The 16,596-nt window shown below is 42.2% G+C and carries 13 protein-coding genes and 1 tRNA gene; 9 read left to right on the forward strand and 5 right to left on the reverse strand.

Going from position 1 to position 16,596, the window contains the following annotated elements:
- Positions 1 to 29 precede the first annotated feature (29 nt).
- From ACFI6G_RS12695 to ACFI6G_RS12705, 3 genes are all read left to right on the forward strand, one after another.
- Positions 30 to 106, forward strand: a tRNA-Trp gene (locus ACFI6G_RS12695).
- A 256-nt stretch (positions 107 to 362) separates the two neighbouring features.
- Positions 363 to 1,202: a penicillin-insensitive murein endopeptidase gene (mepA, locus tag ACFI6G_RS12700; protein WP_010440429.1), complete on the forward strand. Its 840-nt coding sequence runs from the start codon at positions 363 to 365 to the stop codon at positions 1,200 to 1,202.
- A 274-nt stretch (positions 1,203 to 1,476) separates the two neighbouring features.
- Complete coding sequence (locus ACFI6G_RS12705; protein ID WP_010440431.1) at positions 1,477 to 1,785, forward strand: hypothetical protein; 309 nt, start codon at positions 1,477 to 1,479, stop codon at positions 1,783 to 1,785.
- Between the two features lie 40 nt (positions 1,786 to 1,825).
- Here ACFI6G_RS12705 and ACFI6G_RS12710 read toward each other — a convergent pair whose 3' ends face one another.
- The 3 genes from ACFI6G_RS12710 to rdgC all read right to left on the reverse strand — a co-directional run bounded on the left by ACFI6G_RS12710 (position 1,826) and on the right by rdgC (position 4,653).
- Entirely contained in the window at positions 1,826 to 2,080 is a 255-nt protein-coding gene (locus tag ACFI6G_RS12710) for a YfhL family 4Fe-4S dicluster ferredoxin (protein ID WP_004735061.1), read from the reverse strand.
- Between the two features lie 34 nt (positions 2,081 to 2,114).
- Positions 2,115 to 3,533: a prephenate-dependent tRNA uridine(34) hydroxylase TrhP gene (gene trhP, locus ACFI6G_RS12715; protein WP_010440433.1), complete on the reverse strand. Its 1,419-nt coding sequence runs from the start codon at positions 3,531 to 3,533 to the stop codon at positions 2,115 to 2,117.
- A gap of 205 nt (positions 3,534 to 3,738) precedes the next feature.
- Positions 3,739 to 4,653 (reverse strand): recombination-associated protein RdgC, encoded by a 915-nt coding sequence (gene rdgC, locus ACFI6G_RS12720; protein ID WP_010440435.1) that lies wholly within the window; start codon positions 4,651 to 4,653, stop codon positions 3,739 to 3,741.
- A 194-nt stretch (positions 4,654 to 4,847) separates the two neighbouring features.
- Here rdgC and phoB point away from each other — a divergent pair, with 194 nt between their 5' ends.
- The 3 genes from phoB to ACFI6G_RS12735 are packed head-to-tail and all read left to right on the forward strand — an operon-like array spanning position 4,848 to position 7,843.
- Entirely contained in the window at positions 4,848 to 5,537 is a 690-nt protein-coding gene (gene phoB / locus ACFI6G_RS12725; protein WP_004735064.1) for a phosphate regulon transcriptional regulator PhoB, read from the forward strand.
- Positions 5,538 to 5,570: 33 nt separating this feature from the next.
- The gene (gene phoR / locus ACFI6G_RS12730) at positions 5,571 to 6,869 is read left to right on the forward strand and encodes a phosphate regulon sensor histidine kinase PhoR (protein WP_102315775.1); all 1,299 of its coding nucleotides are present in this window, start codon (positions 5,571 to 5,573) and stop codon (positions 6,867 to 6,869) included.
- Between the two features lie 17 nt (positions 6,870 to 6,886).
- A complete protein-coding gene (locus ACFI6G_RS12735) occupies positions 6,887 to 7,843 on the forward strand; it encodes a PstS family phosphate ABC transporter substrate-binding protein (protein WP_010440438.1) in 957 nt (318 codons plus the stop codon).
- Positions 7,844 to 7,917: 74 nt separating this feature from the next.
- Here ACFI6G_RS12735 and ACFI6G_RS12740 read toward each other — a convergent pair whose 3' ends face one another.
- Positions 7,918 to 9,429 (reverse strand): Ppx/GppA phosphatase family protein, encoded by a 1,512-nt coding sequence (locus tag ACFI6G_RS12740; protein WP_102315776.1) that lies wholly within the window; start codon positions 9,427 to 9,429, stop codon positions 7,918 to 7,920.
- A complete protein-coding gene (ppk1, locus tag ACFI6G_RS12745; protein WP_010440444.1) occupies positions 9,420 to 11,525 on the reverse strand; it encodes a polyphosphate kinase 1 in 2,106 nt (701 codons plus the stop codon). Before ppk1 ends, ACFI6G_RS12740 begins: the two co-directional genes overlap by 10 nt.
- 200 nt (positions 11,526 to 11,725) lie before the next feature.
- Between ppk1 and ACFI6G_RS12750 the strand changes: the two genes are divergently transcribed.
- The 3 genes from ACFI6G_RS12750 (at position 11,726) to pstB (ending at position 16,594) form a co-directional block, all read left to right on the forward strand.
- Positions 11,726 to 13,942: an ABC transporter permease subunit gene (locus ACFI6G_RS12750; RefSeq protein ID WP_010440448.1), complete on the forward strand. Its 2,217-nt coding sequence runs from the start codon at positions 11,726 to 11,728 to the stop codon at positions 13,940 to 13,942.
- Positions 13,943 to 14,065: 123 nt separating this feature from the next.
- The gene (pstA, locus tag ACFI6G_RS12755; RefSeq protein ID WP_010440449.1) at positions 14,066 to 15,775 is read left to right on the forward strand and encodes a phosphate ABC transporter permease PstA; all 1,710 of its coding nucleotides are present in this window, start codon (positions 14,066 to 14,068) and stop codon (positions 15,773 to 15,775) included.
- Positions 15,776 to 16,594, forward strand: a complete 819-nt coding sequence (gene pstB, locus ACFI6G_RS12760; protein WP_010440452.1) for a phosphate ABC transporter ATP-binding protein PstB — start codon at positions 15,776 to 15,778, stop codon at positions 16,592 to 16,594.
- The last annotated feature ends 2 nt before the right edge of the window (positions 16,595 to 16,596 follow it).

A 16,596-nucleotide genomic window follows, 5' to 3' on the forward strand; every position in this document is an offset into this window, starting at 1 on the left:
CAGAGTTTCAGCTCTTTAAAACTGAAAATAGGGGTGTAGCTCCAATTGGCAGAGCAGCGGATTCCAAATCCGCGTGTTGGGAGTTCGAATCTCTCCACCCCTGCCATATTTAAGGCTCTAGCAGAAATGCTAGAGCCTTTTTGCTTTCTGGAGCTTGATAAATTATAGAAAGTAACTTGGTCTAAATAGCTCATTACGCTTCAAAATTCATCTATACCGAAATTTTTCTGTTTTCTCTTTTCCTACTTTATAGCTTTAACCCGTCTCATTCACTGGCTAGCACCAAAAATTTAAATACGATATGCACCTAATCCTAAATGACGACTAATATAATGAGTAAGCGTCAGTAATTTAGGATTATTATGAGGTTTTTTTTCGCACTGTTTGTATTCTTTTGTTCCTTTTCTTCATCAGCAACTTCGTGGGAGAAAGAGAGTCACCCTACTAATAACTCACCCTCATCAATTGGAAGTTATGCTAATGGCTGTCTAGATGGTGCGCAGGCTTTGCCTATTAATGGTTTGGGATATCAGATCATTCGTCCTCAAAGAGGGCGCTATTATGGCCATATAGAAGCTATAAGGTTTATTGAAAGGTTAGGTGGAACGACCAGCGAAAAACTCAATACTAATTTATTGGTCGGTGATATTTCACTTCCTAGAGGAGGGCGCTTTTCTTCGGGTCATTCAAGTCACCAAACTGGATTAGATATTGATATCTGGTTAAGGTTGACGAATAAAAGGCTATCTGAGAATGAACTTGCTGTCCCCAAGCCAATGAGTGTCGTGGATCTCACCAACTACAAGTTGCGTGAGTCGAATTGGACTGATGAGCATTTTCAGGTGATTCGCTATGCAGCTAGAGATGAAAAAGTAGTGCGTATATTTGTCCATCCAGTTATTAAACAAATCCTGTGTAACCAAGAGTCCTCAGATATGAAAGACAGAGCTTGGTTGGGGAAAATTAGGCCTTGGTGGGGGCACCATTCACATTTTCATGTACGCTTAAAGTGCCCCGAAGGTAGTTCGAACTGTATCGCGCAAGCAAACCCTCCAAAAGGTGATGGCTGTGGAGATGAACTTGCAAGTTGGGCTCCGAAAAATATTCCAGTCTCCCCCCCGAAAAAAGTCGCTAAGACTACTAAAAAGAAAAAAATAAAAGTGATGCCTAGTCAGTGTTTAGCTTTGATATCCAAGAAGTAATTTTAGTTACTAGGCTCAACTAGAGTGGTAATGCCATTGGTTTTCTCATTTCTAAAACTGGAGAAATGTCACACTTTTGTCTAGAGTTTATAAACACAAGATTAAGAACATCGTTTGATATTAATAAGAACAATAATGAGAATAGTACGAGCAGTTACGAATTTGATAACGTTTGGTCAGGAATGGAGTGTTTTTGGGGTGAAAGATGCGGCTTATGTGCAGTATGCGAAATCAGAGTCTGATGCCCGTCGATAGATAATTCAAGGATAAGACTATGACTATGATTTGTGCAAAGGAATTTTCAGAATGGTTAAGACATAGATTCAGTACAGAAAATTCAGGTATTTCTATTTCAAGAGATGACATTAATCACCTGACTGGTAGACAACGCTTAGACCCGAGTTTTGTTAATGATGTCCATTATGAGTTGATGCAGTATGGAATGGCATTTGTGACAGATACCAGTAGGGAAAATTTCTATCTTATTCCTATCGCGCAATCGATAAATTGGCGAGAGAGACTTGAATATCAATTTGAAAAGGAGCTCTTTTGCAATATTTATCCAATCGGAAAATCAGGTTAAAAAAAAGGTTCAGCTTATAATAAGTTGAACCTTTTCTTTATTAGGTCAAGCCTTGAATAATGACAAACTTTTCTAGCAGCTCGTCATCAGTTTCAATATGGTTTGGGTCAGTGATGATGCATTTTGTAATGGGGCACACTGACTGACATGTTGGCTTCTCATAGTGACCTTTACACTCAGTACATAAATCAGGATCGATCTCAAAGATACTGTCGCCCATAGTGATTGCACCATTTGGGCATTCAGGATCACACATATCACAGTTTATGCACTTGTCGGTAATTAACAGAGCCATATATTATTCTCAGCAAAAGTTTCTCAAGTAAAGGTTATTTACCTGATGCGTTACGTGTATCTTGACCTGCGCTTAAGTTACGCATCAGTAAGCCGTACTCTAAATCCAAATCTGCTGGTACAGGGATAAATACAAAGTGACCGTTACCTTTTGCATCGTCTACTGCTTCAGATTTACGGTTTTCCATAACTTCTAGTTTGAAAACAATGTTACCTTTCGGTGTCATCATTTCTAGGCTGTCACCAACTAGGAATTTGTTTTTCACTTCTACTTCAGCGAGGTCGCCACGGCGTTTACCTGTGAATTCACCAACAAACTGTTGAGTATCAGAGATAGAGTAACCGTATTCGTAGTTTTGGTATGAATCGTGAGTGTGACGACGAAGGAAGCCTTCAGTGTAACCACGGTGAGCTAGGCTCTCTAGTGTACCCATTAAGCTTTCGTCGAATGGTTTGCCTGCTACAGCATCGTCGATAGCTTTACGGTAAACCTGGGCTGTACGTGCACAGTAGTAGAAAGACTTAGTACGGCCTTCGATTTTTAGAGAGTGAACTCCCATCTTAGTTAGGCGCTCAACGTGTTGGATTGCGCGAAGGTCTTTCGAGTTCATGATGTAAGTACCATGCTCATCTTCAAACGCCGCCATTTTCTCTTCAGGTTTGTGTGATTCAGAAAGTAAAACGACTTCATCAGTTGGCTTACCAAGGCCTAGTGTGTTGTCAGGGCGCTCGTCTTGAACTTCAATACCTTGAGTTTCGACTTCTTGAATAGCAACGCCTGTAGGGTTAGCTTCAACGATCTGACCGTTTTCGTCTTCTTTTGCTGCTTCTGTCTTGTATTCCCAACGACAAGCGTTAGTACAAGTACCTTGGTTTGGATCGCGTTTGTTCATGTAGCCAGAAAGTAGGCAACGACCAGAGTAAGCCATGCATAGTGCACCGTGAACAAAGATCTCTAGTTCTGTTTCTGGACAGTGTTCGCGAATCTCTTCGATCTCTTCAAGTGAAAGCTCACGAGATAGGATCACACGCTCAACGCCTTGAGTTGACCAGAACTTAACGGTCGCCCAGTTTACGGCATTTGCTTGAACTGAAAGGTGGATCGGCATTTCAGGGAATGATTCACGTACCATCATGATAAGACCTGGATCTGACATGATAAGAGCGTCTGGGCCCATCTCAACAACTGGCTTAAGGTCGCGAATGAATGTTTTTAATTTAGAGTTGTGTGGCTGAATGTTACATACAACATATAACTTTTTGCCTTGAGCATGAGCTTCATCGATACCGATTTGTAGGTTTTCGTGATTGAACTCGTTGTTACGAACACGAAGGCTGTAACGTGGCTGGCCAGCGTAAACTGCATCTGCGCCGTAGGCGAATGCGTAACGCATGTTTTTAAGGCTTCCTGCCGGTGATAATAGTTCAGGTACAAATGGTTTTTGTGTAGTCATTGCTTCGTTCTCTAATCTGATCTCAAGTCAGGTTGATACCACCAAGTGATATCAAAGGGGCGCAAATTTTACGCTAAAATGAGTTTGGTTGATAGCCCTAAAGATAACAATGGTATTGCGAAGAGTGTTGTTAGGTGTTGATAAGCGGGGTGGCGAAGAAAACAAGCTCAGATATCGTCGACACCTGAGCTCTAAATCGAAACAATTAAGCGTTAGGTTGAGTTAACCCGCCTAATGATTCAAATAGGTTTGGAAGGAAAACACTGAACTCACCACAAAGTAGAGAGAAGTCTGCATCAAAACGTGCAGCTTGATCTTCACGAGGAATATCGTCGTTCTCATCTTTTAGTTCATCACTGAATTTCAGGCGCTTGATGCTGCCATCTTCAGCAAGGATGAACTCAATGCGATCTTGCCAGTTGATAAGAAGCTTAGTCACAACTTTGTTGGCTTCAATGTGGTTTTTAATCTCATCCGTTTCTAGTTCTTGTTTCTTAACTCGGACAATACCGCCGTCTTCTTGGATTGATTTTAGTTCAGCTTCATCAAGCATGGTGATTCCTTTAGGCGTATCACCTGATTTCACCCACTCTGTCAGAGTCGTTTCAATCGCTTGCTCTGGAATAGCTGGCACTACTGGTAGGCTACCCATAGTTTTACGTAGTAATGCCAATACGTCTTCAGCTTTTTTGTAGCTGCTAGCATCAACCACAATAAAGCCTTCTTTCGGCATGATCAGCGCGTAAGTGAAGTTACTGCGGCTGAAAGCTCGAGGAAGAAGGTCGATGATAATGTCTTCTTTTAGGCTATCTTTCTCTTTCTTTTTCAGAGGAGTACCAGACTCCGCTTCAAGTGTTTCTACTTTTGCATTTAATGAATCTTTGATCACAGAAGCAGGAAGCATTTTTTCTTCTTTCTTTGCACAGATTAGAATGCGGTTTTCTGATACGTGCGTCATCATATCGCCGTGTCTACCCATCGCATTTACCCAACCAAACTTCTGTTTGTCTTGGCTACCACAAGGGGTAAAACGGAACTCTTCAAGTTGTTTCTCTAGCTGATCTGCATTGAAATCAATATCACGGTTGAAGCGATAGACTAGGCAATTTTTAAACCACATAAATTTTTCTCATACCTTTTTAGAAGTGCCTCATGATATGAGATCTAAGTTGATTTGTCCCTAGCTCTGTATCAAAAGTTATAAAGTGAATTGTTTGAGACAGTTATATGAAAATTTGTTTTCAAAGGTCACAAAAGTGTCATAATTAACTCAGATAATGCAATGCGTTGATTAAATACAAAGGCTATTCAATTATGTCGAGAAGGATTCTGGTCGTTGAAGATGAAGCACCTATTCGTGAGATGCTGTGTTTTGTCCTTGAACAAAAAGGCTACCAAGCAGTAGAGGCTGAAGATTACGATACAGCGGTAAACAAGCTATGTGAACCTTTCCCAGATCTAGTATTACTAGATTGGATGCTACCTGGCGGTAGTGGGATAAACTTTATCAAGCACATGAAGCGTGAAGAGTTAACTCGCAACATCCCAGTAGTGATGCTGACGGCTCGTGGTGAAGAAGAAGACAAGGTTCGTGGATTAGAAGTCGGCGCTGATGATTACATCACTAAGCCATTTTCGCCAAAAGAGTTAGTGGCGCGTCTTAAAGCCGTTATTCGTCGTGTAACGCCAACTGCACTGGAAGATGTGATTGATGTTCAAGGTCTTAAGTTAGACCCTGTATCTCACCGCGTTACCGCAAGCGAAGGTCCGGTTGATATGGGACCTACAGAGTTCAAAATGCTGCACTTCTTTATGACTCACCAAGAGCGTGTGTATAGCCGAGAGCAACTATTGAATAATGTTTGGGGCACCAACGTTTACGTTGAAGATCGTACTGTTGATGTACATATTCGACGCCTGCGTAAAGCACTTGAATCCGCAGGTCACGACAAGCTAATCCAAACGGTTCGCGGCGCGGGCTACCGTTTTTCTACAAAGGCTTAGTGTGGCTTCGCTACCCAGTTTACGGAGTCCTGAATGGTTGAAAAGTTAACCTGGAAAAAGCTGGCTTGGGAGCTGGCTTTTTTTTACGCACCTTGGATTTTAGTCGGATGGATATTCGGTTACTTACCATGGTTACTGCTGGCTGCTACGGTATTGCAGCTCGGCTGGCATCTACACAATCAAATGCGTTTGTCCGCATGGTTGTGGGATGAGAAGCGTCTAACGCCACCATCAGGTTCTGGAAATTGGGAGTCTCTGTTCAATGGTATATATCGTATGCAGCAGAGGCAGCGTCGCAAACGCAAAGAGTTGACTAACCTAATTCGCCGTTTCAGAAACGGTGCGGAATCTCTGCCCGATGCCGTTGTGGTATTTCGCGGTGAAGGCAATATCGTTTGGTGTAATAAGCTCGCTCAGTATTTACTGGGCTTTCGCTGGCCAGACGATTCAGGGCAACCTATTTCCAACTTAATCCGCACGCCGGACTTCATCAAGTACCTTAACAAACAAGATTTCTCAGAGCCGTTAGAAATGCCATCGCCACTCAATGTGGAACGTATGCTTGAGCTGCGTATCGTGCCTTACACTGAAGGTGAGCACTTGATGGTAGTACGTGATGTTACTCAGCTAAAACAGCTGGAAGGCATGCGTCGTAACTTCTTTGCTAACGTTTCCCACGAACTGCGTACTCCAATGACTGTACTTCAGGGCTATCTTGAAATGACGGAAGATCCAGACATGATCGTTGGACCTATGTGGCCTAAAGCCCATGGCGTGATGATTGAACAACTGAATCGCATGAACAGCCTAGTGAACCAGCTCTTAACACTGTCAAAAATTGAAGCTGCTCCGATGCATGAGTTGGATGAAGTCGTCAATGTACCGGCTATGTTGGAAGTGCTTGAAAAAGAAGCCGCAAGTCTAAGTGGCGATCGGGAGCACAAGCTAGAATTTGATATTGATAAGAGTTTACGAGTTCTAGCTGATGAAGATCAGCTAAGAAGTGCTATATCGAATCTTGTGTACAACGCAGTCAAATACACACCGCCAGGCGCTACAGTTAAGGTTCGTTGGTATCAAACTAGCCAAGGCGCATGTTTGGACGTATCAGACACCGGAGACGGAATCGAGCCACAGCACCTGCATCGACTCACAGAGCGTTTTTATCGTGTTGATAAAGCCCGCTCACGCGATACGGGTGGTAGTGGGCTTGGGTTAGCGATTGTAAAGCATGCACTTAGTCATCATGACTCGCATTTAGAAATTCAAAGTGAAGTTGGTGTTGGTAGCCGATTCCATTTCACGCTTCCAAATAGACTAACCGTGTCATGAACAATTTGATACGCAGGATGCGTTTACCCATTAGTACATTATTAGCGTTTGCTGTGGTTAATCCTAGCTATGCTGAACAGAGCGTTGAGTCGCTTCCTAATTATTCTAAGGTACCAGGTATTTCTGGGAGCTTATTATCGGTAGGCTCGGATACTTTGGCTGGTATGACAACGTTATGGGTTGAAGAATTTAAATCTTACTATCCGAATGTTAACGCTCAGGTCCAAGCTTCAGGTTCTGCAACGGCACCTCCTGCTCTAACGGAAGGCACGGCTCACCTTGGTCCTATGAGTCGACCAATGCGCCTAAGAGAAGTAGAAGCATTCGAAAGAGAGCATGGCTATAAGCCAACAGCGCTTCGAGTTGCTATCGATGCTATTGGTTTGTTTGTACACCGTGATAATCCAATTGAAGGGCTAAATTTTCACCAGATAGACGCCATTTTTTCTGAGACATTACGCTGTGGTGCGACGAAACCTCTGAACAATTGGCAAGATCTAGGCGTAGACCAACCTTGGGCAAAACATCGATTCCAACTGTTTGGGCGTAATTCCGTTTCGGGAACCTACGGCTATTTCAAACAAAACGCATTGTGCGGTGGTGACTTTAAGAATCGAGTCAATGAACAACCAGGTTCTGCTTCAGTGGTTCAATCTGTCGCATCATCCGTCAGTGGGATAGGTTATTCAGGCATTGGTTATCGAGTCGCTGGCGTTAAATTAATTCCGATTGCAGAGCAAGGTTCGCAATTTGTTGAGCCTACTCGTGTCAATATTTTAAGCGGTGACTATCCATTGTCTCGCTTTTTATATGTATACGTGAACAAGCATCCCGATAAGCCGCTTTCTCCTGTTGAGAGAGAGTTTCTTACTTTTATATTCTCAAAGCAGGGGCAAGAGCTTGTAGAAAAAGATGGTTACTTAGCGATACCGTCTGAGTTTGCAGAGAAAGAGTTGGCAAAAGTCGGGCTCTGATTAAGGCGACTGGACGTAGAAAAAACGTATGAACAGCTTGCGAAGTCGCAGGCTGTTTTTGTGTTGAAGCTCTATCATTTAAGTATCAATGACCATCCTGCACACCCCCAGCGTTTTTGTTCTTCTCTGAGTTCATAATTAAGCAGTTGATTTTCAGCTAACCAGTTGCTGCAGGTACCTTTTAATACCCAATCACCATGTAGTTCAATCGTTAGGGTGACGTCAGGGACTAGTGCTTGACTTCGCTGTCGATTGAGTAAAATTGCGAGTCTTAATATGCGGATTAGCAGCGTTATTTGTTGTGGATCAAACAGGGAAAGTTCCGGTAAATCTTGTGGCTTGAGTGCTTTTCTTTGGTAACGAACCAATGTTGAGATCAGGCGTTGCTGCTCGATATTGAAACCGGGCATTGTCGTATGTTTGAGTAGATAAGCTGAATGGCGGTGATAGCCTTGAAATGCAATGCTTTGTCCAACCTCATGAAGCAATGCTGTCCAACCAACCAGATCATATAGCTCATTAGTGACTGTAGTAGTCACTTGAGGCTGCACTTGTTTCAATAATGCAAGAGCGAGTACTTTGACTTTCTGGCCATGGGCTACGTCAACATGGTATCGAGAGACTAGCGTTTCGGCAGTTCTTGTTCGAACATCAATATCTTTAAATCTATCCTCCATGTCATAAAGAACGCCTTCTCTCAGGGCACCATCAGAAAAATGTAACTCCTTGATGTCTAACGTATCCATGGCTGCTGAAAGAATGGTAACACCAGCTGCAAACACTGACTTTCTCTCATCATTTAGACCTGATAGGTCTAATTTCTCAGATGATGGAAATTCACATAAGTGGTTTTTTAAATAGGACAAACGTTGCGGCGTAATGAGGCCGTCGTTAAACCCTAATTCAGTGAGTACCTCTTTGATTGATTTAGTAGTACCCGATGAACCAAAGGCGATATCCCAAGTTAAAAAGTGGAAGTCATCAACCAAAGGAGTTAATAGTTGAATAGCTGCAGAATAGGCTTCGGAGAACTGTTGCGATGAGAGCTTACCATCAGCAAAAAAACGCTGAGTGAAACTGACACACCCCATTGATAAGCTATGCGTAATCTTGGGTGTAAAGCCTTGCCCCGCAACTATTTCGGTACTTCCTCCTCCGATATCAATCACGAGCTTAGTGTTGGAGGTTACTTGTGTATGCTCGACACCATTATAGATAATCCGAGCTTCTTCTGGGCCTGAAATTATTTCTATAGGAAAGGGGAATATGGTCTTCGCTCGTTCCAAAAATTCTTTTGAGTTCTTCGCTTTTCTTAGCGTGTGTGTGCCAACCACTCTGACATCATCAATTTTAAAGTCAGTGAGCCTTTCGGCAAAGAGTGTCAGGCATGCCAAGCCTCTTTCGATAGAACTTTCGGTTATACATTGATGCTCATTGAATCCGTCGGCTAATTTGACTTTTTGCTTATGTCGACTAACCAATTGTAGGTGTTGTTCAAAAACTTGAGCGACCACCATATGGAAGCTGTTCGAACCTAAATCGATAGCTGCGATACATCTGGGGCGTTTACTTTCGATTAACTGCATGATTTGTTCTCTTGCTTGTATTTCTTACGAGCCAGTTTCTCAATATGTTTAATATAGTGGTAAGTCGCAAGCTGTGACGTTGAATCATCTAAGCGGTTAGATTGTGGTGGTAAGTAATGGTTGCTCATTGTTCGGTCAAGTCTTCGGGCTTTGTTGCAGTCGTCAAAATGAAACTCAGTGATGTCGATAATAGTTTGCTTGATCTTTGGATCTAAAATTGGCGTCGCCACTTCGATTCTACGGTCAAAATTTCTCGTCATCCAATCAGCAGAAGATATATAGACTTTGGGATTATCATTATTACCAAAGATCATTACTCTTGGGTGTTCAAGAAAACGGTCTATCACGCTAATGATCTCTATATTGTCACTGACGTTGGGGAGCCCTGGAACCAAAGAACACATACCACGAATGATCATTCTCACTTTTACGTTTGCCTGACTGGCTTGATACAGTTTTTCGATGATCTCACGGTCGACTAAGTTGTTTAATTTCAGAGTGATCGATGCTGGTTTGTCATTTGCCGCATTCTGAATTTCATTGTCGATCAACTGATAAAGACGCTTTCTGGTATTTTTGGGTGAAACAATAAGCTGCTTAAATTGTACTTTTTGATAAGGGTTTTCAATGTATCTGAATACTTGCCGAACCTCTTGCGTTAACTCCTCATTTGCAGTCAGTAAAGAGAAGTCAGTATAGACGCGAGCCGTCACTTCGTGAAAATTGCCCGTTCCAATATGAGCATAATGTTCCAGCGCTTTGCCGTTTTTTCTTTTAATGAGCAGTAGCTTGGAGTGAATTTTTAAACTTGGTAGGCCATGGAGTACTTTGACACCAGCGTCTTGAAGAGTCTTCGCCCATTGAATATTGGCTTGTTCATCAAAGCGGGCTTGCAGCTCAACCACGACCGTCACTTTCTTACCATTATGTGCAGCATCAATAATGGAGTTAAGCAGCTTTGAGCCTTTAGCTACACGATAGACATTGATCTTTATAGCCTTTACCTTCGGGTCAAATGAGGCTTGTCTAACCAGTTCCGTGATGTGGTCAAAGGTGTGATAGGGATAATGTAATAAGATATCGCGTGCTTTGATAGCTTCAAAATAGTTAGGGTAATGGTTGAATTGAGCGCATTTAATTGCTGAGAGAGGGCGATTAATTAAGTCGTGTCGATTGAGGCTTGGGAACTCAGAAAAGTGTTTGAAGTTATGATATCGCCCACCTGCAATGACGCTGTCATAATCTGATAGCTTGAGCTTTAGTCGCAAATAACTCAGCATCTTTGATGGCATTTCAGATTCATAAATGAGGCGAATTGGCAGTGCTGTGAGACGCTGTTCTAAGCCTAATGACATTGCCTCTAGTAGGCCGTTGCTTTTCTGAAAATCGTAGTCTTTTTGCAGATCGTAATCGGCATCGCGAGTCATTTTAATGGCAAAGCAGCTCAACGAATCATAATCAAAGAACCCTTTTAGCAGGTCGTCTAAACAGAATCGAACTATATTATCTAATAAGATCAAAGTTGTACGTTGTGAATCTGAAGTCTCTGGAAGTTTGACAAAACGAGGGAGTTGTTCAGATGGGATCTCTAGTAAGGCATATTGAGAAGATCTATTACGGTTGATGTCGATGGCTAAATAGCTCTGATCATCTTTTAGGGTGTTGAGCAACAAGCTATCTTCGTTTAGCAATAAAGGGGTTAAGTGCGGGAGTATTTTCTTTCTAAAATATTTTCTAACCCATTCACTTTGTTCTGTGCTGATTTGCTGTTCGTTGACCAAAAAAATACGGTTACGTGCTAGTTCCAATAATAAATCATTATAAAGTTCATGGAAGTGAACCTCTAGATCTCTGGTTTTGTTCTGCATTTGGGTCAGCAAGGTTTTGGGAACATTTGTTGACGGTGGATCTTTTAACAAGATCTTACGTTTTACATCAGCAAATCGGACTTTGTAGAACTCATCGAGATTTTTGGAGTAAATGCCCAAAAAACGGACCCTTTCGATCAATGGAACCGATTTATCTGCCGCTTCTTGCAGTACTCTTTCATTGAAAGATAACCAGCTAAGTTCTTTTGTGACATAGTCTTTTTCCATCGTTATGATTAGTCCTAGAATGCAGGTTATTGAGGCGGTATTTTAATTTAGAACAATAAGATTCACAAAATGCACGATCTTATTTTAAGAAATAAGGTGAACAAACTTGTTATTAGTATCAGTTGTTTAACGTTACTTGTAATATAACTGTCATCTAAGGTACATATTATGTCAGTAGCTAAAAAAAGGTAGATAAACAGATGGCTTCAGCCCAATTTTCATTGAAAGAACGCGACAAAAAAAGATGGTTGAAAGATCGTCTCGTCCGTTTTTCCGTGACATGTGGCGGCGTCAGTGTTTTAGCTGCTTTGGTTTTGATCTTTGTTTACTTGGCGATGGTTATTTTACCCGTATTTTCTGATACCGGTTTAGAGACGGCTCAAGTCGTTAAAACCGTTGGTGTAGAAGAGCCTATCGCTTTATCTGTTGATGAATATGGCCAACATGCATTTACCATCGAAAAATCTGGTTTGGTACAATTTTGGGATTTAGACTCTCAAAAAAAACACTCTTACTTTGAGCGTAGTGTTGTAACCAATCCAATAGCTTTTTCTCGAAATACCCCTTCTGAAAATTGGTTTGCCTTTGCGGATGGCGCAAGCAACATGACTTTTTTCTACCCAGAGTATAGTGCGCCTGTGCTGCAAAAGGGCACAGAGACAGAGCCAAAAATAGAACAGATCACGCTCCCTGAGCCTTTTTTACACGATGAACCTGCAAATGGTGCTGTGATCGAACAATTCGCGTTTTCTAAAAGTGGACGTGATATCACCGTTATTGCTCAGTTAACAGATCAGCGAGTCCTTGTTAAGTGGTACCAGAGTGATCTTGCAGGTGCATATACTTTTAAAAAAAGCCAATGGCTATCGGACAAGCTAGGTTTACAGCAACAGCTGCTCATTACCCCTGATGGGCAAACTCTATACCTAAGATCTCAATCTGATCTCGTGATATTAAAGCGATCGGACGTTGGTTTTGATGTTCGCGAAGTCATTGATCTTAGTTTGAATGACGCGAAGCACGCCGTTAAAAGCATCGATTTATTATCGGGTGCTTACTCCCTGTTAGTAACGCATCAGGACGGACAAGTTTCCCAATGGTTTGATGTGCTGAAAGATGAACAGCGTAGTCTGACTCACATCCGCGATTTCCAACTGGCTGAAGAAGTGCAATTTATTTTGCCGGATACTTACCGAAAGGGTTTCTACAGCTTCTATAAGAATGGCACATTACAAAGCCATTATACGACCAGCGAGAAGCTCTCTCTATTTGAACGAGCATTTGATAAATCACCTACATTAGCAGCCATGTCTGCTAATGAATTACATCTGGCAACGCTAATTGACAACAAAATAAGCGTGGCTAAGGTCGACAATGAATACCCACAAATTTCGTTTTCATCGCTGTGGCAAAAAGTTTGGTATGAAAGCTATCCAGAGCCTCAATATGTTTGGCAATCAACGTCTGCCAATGATGATTTTGAAGAGAAGTTCAGTTTAGTCCCTATCACTTTCGGTACCATCAAGGCGGCTCTGTTTGCCATGATGTTTGCAGTACCGGTTGCTGTACTCGGAGCTATTTATACCGCTTACTTTATGTCTCCACGGATGAGAAGAGTAGTGAAGCCTTCGATTGAACTGATGGAAGCTTTACCGACAGTTATCATTGGCTTTTTAGCTGGCTTATGGTTTGCCCCAATCGTTGAAACCCATTTAACGGCTGTATTTTCATTAATGGTGTTGCTGCCATTAAGTACGCTATTGACTGGGCTAGCTTGGTTCTGTTTACCTAAGGTGGTGACGAGTCGCTTCTCTAATGGCTGGCATGCGCTGATTTTGATACCCGTTTTGATTGTCACTGTGGTTGCGGTATTTGCTGGTGGCAGCAGCATTGAAGCTTTGTTGTTTGATGGTGATATTCGAACTTTCCTGGCTAGTTATGGCGTCGATTTTGATCAACGTAACGCGTTGGTCGTTGGTTTTGCTATGGGCTTTGCGGTCATTCCTACGATTTTCACCATTGCAGAAGATGCTATTTTCTCAGTACCTAAGCACCTGTCAGATGGATCATTAGCTTTAGGCGCAACAGCGTGGCAGACCCTGATTTACGTCGTATTACTCACGGCCAGTCCCGGTATTTTTTCAGCAATTATGATGGGGCTAGGGCGTGCTGTCGGTGAAACGATGATCGTTTTGATGGCAACAGGTAATACACCGATCCTCGATTGGAATATTTTGGAAGGGATGAGGACGTTATCGGCAACGATCGCTGTCGAATTGCCAGAATCTGAAGTGGGCGGGTCTCATTTCCGCTTGTTGTTCTTAGCTGCACTCCTGCTGTTTATTTTTACGTTCGCGGTGAACTCAGTTGCTGAGTGGGTAAGACAAAGATTGAGAGATAAATATCGTGCTCTGTAGTTTTGATGTTTTGTCTCATTGCGTGCTTGAATCTCGTTGTTTCACTAAGGACACTGAGCGTTGTGCTATTCATGAAAACGATGACAGCTTTGTTTATGTGGACAACGTTCGAGGTTGGTGGTGATGGATAAGCTAAAATCATTAATATCTTGGATTAAATCTGGCTCTCCATGGATCTGGTTAACCGGCGGTGCAGTGAGTATTAGTATGCTTTCTGTTCTTGGTTTAATGTTATTGATTGGCTGGAAAGGGTTAACTTATTTTTGGCCGGCCCCGCTGTACCAATGGCAAGTTGAGTCTAAAGATCTATCTTTGGTTGTCGACCTTGATGAAACGGTGTCAAAGCAAGATGTGCTAATTGGTCAGTTGTATGAACGAAAATACATTCCGATAGAACAGGTACCACAAGCTCATGATCTTTTATCGCCACAAAACATTTCTACTGGGTTAATACAGCGCTTAAATATCAAAGTCGCAAACAGAGAACTTTACCCTGCTGATTTTGTATCAATACTGGATGTGAATTTACTAGAGCCAACCACCCCCTCTGAATGGGCTGTGATTGAACGCAGTCGTGGTGGGTATTTCTTTGGTAAACCCGTTGGCTTTAAAACGGCTTCTGGAACCTTTTACTCGAACATTGACCAAAAGCTTGAAGACGGTTTGGCGTTTGCCGATACATTGCGTGAAGAAACGTCACGTGTTGTAAATCAAGAGATACGTAACGTTAGTTGGCAATTAGAAAATTTACGTTTAGAAAAGCGTAAGCTAGAGCTAAATGAGTCAGTGAGTGATGACTATCTTAAAACATATACAGAAACCAAACTTGAATTAAACCGTCAATTAGATGAAGCCGAATTAAAGCTGGAGCATCTCAGAACGCAATTGAATGTGGAAAGTTTGCTGGTGGAAGATATGACAGGCGAAAAGGTAGAAATACCGCTCAGTCATATACTGGATTACTGGTATCCCAATAAAATGTCTTATCCTGAAAAGGTCGGGCATTGGGGTAAGCAAGTTTGGAAATTCTTATCTGAAAATCCGCGAGACTCCAATTCTGAAGGCGGGGTTTTTCCTGCTATTTTTGGTACTGTGTTGCTTGTAATACTGATGTCGATCGTAGTGATGCCTTTAGGCGTTGTTGCGGCTATTTACCTACATGAGTACGCAAAAAGTAACGCATTGACTCGTTTAATTCGTATTGCCGTGATCAATTTGGCGGGTGTTCCATCGATCGTATATGGTGTTTTTGGTTTAGGCTTTTTTGTTTATACCATTGGCGGATCAATCGATAGCTTATTTTATGCAGAGCGTTTACCTGCTCCAACATTTGGGACTCCTGGACTGCTTTGGTCTGCACTGACTTTAGCGGTATTGACGCTTCCGGTTGTTATTGTGACAACAGAAGAAGGTTTGACGCGAATTCCTAGCTCTGTAAGACATGGCTCTTTAGCGCTTGGTGCAACTCAATTTGAGACGCTATGGCGTATTGTGTTACCGATGGCAAGCCCTGCGATTATTACGGGGTTAATATTAGCGATTGCTAGAGCTGCGGGAGAAGTTGCCCCATTGATGTTAGTAGGGGTTGTTAAACTCGCATCAAGTTTGCCTGTTGATAGTCAGTTCCCTTACATACACTTAGATAGAAAGTTCATGCATTTAGGCTTTCATATCTACGATGTTGGTTTTCAGACTTCGAATATCGAAGCGGCACGACCTTTAGTGTATGCGACTTCATTTTTACTGGTTACGGTGATCGTTGGTTTGAATTTAACAGCCATCAATATCCGTAATAACTTGCGTGAAAAATATCGAACCTTAGGACAAGATTAAATGTTCTCAATTAATGAAACCTTGGGTTACCAAGCTCCACTAGATGTTCATAACCTAACTGACGAGCAAACCGCTATCTCAATTGAAGGGTTGAATCTTTATTATAAAGAAAGCCAAGCGCTCGATGATATCTCAATGCAGATTCCTAAAGGACAAGTGACCGCATTTATCGGCCCATCTGGGTGTGGTAAGTCGACCCTATTACGCTGTATTAATCGTATGAACGATTTGGTTGAGGGGTGTAAGGTTTCAGGGAAAGTAAAACTTCATGGTAAGAATGTCTATCACCCTAAGGTTGATGTGGCTACATTGAGACGTCGTGTTGGAATGGTTTTTCAACGCCCAAACCCTTTCCCTAAGTCTATTTATGAGAATGTGGTTTACGGTTTGAGACTACAAGGCATGAGTAACAGTCGAGATCTCGATGATGCTGTTGAACGTTCTTTGCGCGCAGCTGCGCTATGGGACGAAGTGAAAGACCGATTGCATGAGAATGCCTTTGGTTTATCTGGCGGTCAACAGCAGCGTTTGGTCATTGCCCGTGCAGTGGCGATTGAACCAGAAGTTCTGTTGTTAGATGAACCGACATCAGCATTGGATCCTATCTCTACGTTGACCATTGAAGAGTTGATTAACGATCTGAAAACCCAGTATACCGTAGTGATTGTTACTCATAACATGCAGCAGGCTGCTCGTGTTAGTGATCACACTGCCTTTATCCATATGGGAAAATTGATCGAGTACTCAGATACGGATTCAATCTTTACGTCTCCATTGAAAAATCAAACAGAAGACTACATAACAGGTAGGTATGGCTAACG

Source organism: Vibrio sp. PSi01 (assembly GCF_054960695.1).